At 66.2% G+C, this 1078-nt stretch carries 2 protein-coding genes; one reads left to right on the top strand and one right to left on the bottom strand.

The window, feature by feature from the left end; translation table 11 throughout:
* Positions 1-30 precede the first annotated feature (30 nt).
* Positions 31-675: a glutathione S-transferase gene (locus tag AC3WPZ_RS27970; RefSeq protein ID WP_382321605.1), complete on the bottom strand. Its 645-nt coding sequence runs from the start codon at positions 673-675 to the stop codon at positions 31-33.
* Positions 676-772: 97 nt separating this feature from the next.
* Here AC3WPZ_RS27970 and AC3WPZ_RS27965 point away from each other — a divergent pair.
* Positions 773-1078: DUF2946 domain-containing protein (locus AC3WPZ_RS27965; protein ID WP_492442625.1), on the top strand; the 306-nt coding region annotated here is incomplete at its 3' end.

Genomic DNA, 1078 nt, shown 5'->3' with positions numbered 1-1078 from the left:
CCGCCCACCCAGCCAGAGCGAAGAAAAGACTCAGCCCTTGGACCGCCCCAGCATCAACTCGGTGTTCGCCTTGCGATCCGCATTCACCTTCTGCACAGCAGGCCGCTCACCCAGCCGCTTCAGGTACTCCCGAGCCGGCGTATCGGCCAGGAAATCGCGGCCGTAGATGATCTTGGTCGCGCTGCTCACCAGCGGAAGGTGCACCGCCGCCGCGCAATCCGCCAGCGTGAACTGCGAACCCGCGATGAACGGCGAATACTTCGTCAGCTTCGAAAACCCAGCCACGTTTTTCTCCAGCTGCTGGCCGATCTTCTCCTTCGCCGAATCGCTCACCTTGCCGCCGAAGAACGCCTCGGGATACAGATTGCGCGCCACCAGCTCCAGATGCAGCTCCAGATACCGCACCAACTCCCGCACCTTCGCCGCCTCGAACGCATCGCGCGGAAACAGCGGCACCTCGGGAAAAGCGCCCTCGATGTACTCCAGAATCACTGTCGACTCCGACAGCGACCCCTTGTCCGTCTTCAGGTACGGCACCTTGCCCAGCGGACTGCAGGCCTTGTCCGTCTCGCCGATCCAGGCCAGCTCCTCCTCGAACGCCACGCCCTTCTCGAGCAGCGCGAGCTTGACCTTGTTGTAGTAATTGCTGGCCGAAAAGCCGCAGAGTTTGAGCATGTCTGTCTCCTGTTGGGGTTGTGCGCACCATCGTAGCCCCGGGGCATCCGCCCACGCGTCCCGCAGTTGACGGGCCCGGCTGATAAACTGCCCCGCCATGCGCTTCCCCCGCACCACCCACCGATTCGCCGCCTGGCTGGCCATGCTCGCCATGCTGCTGGGCGCGCTCGCGCCCACCGTGGCGCAGGCGGTGGTCGCCGCGCAAGGCGGCCCCGGCTGGGTGCAGGTCTGCAGCGCCAGCGGCATGGTCTGGGTGCAGGCCGATGCCATCGACGGCGACAACGCCGCCATGGCCGATGTCGGCAAGTCCATGGCCGACGCCTCGCGCCACTGCCCCTGGTGCAACCTGCACGGCGCCGTCGGCCTGCCGCCCGCATCGTCCATGCCCACCCTGGTGCTCGCG

It is taken from the genome of Hydrogenophaga sp. FW305-3-2-15-A-LB1, from assembly GCF_058787875.1.
This window is presented reverse-complemented; position numbering and strand designations above follow the sequence as displayed.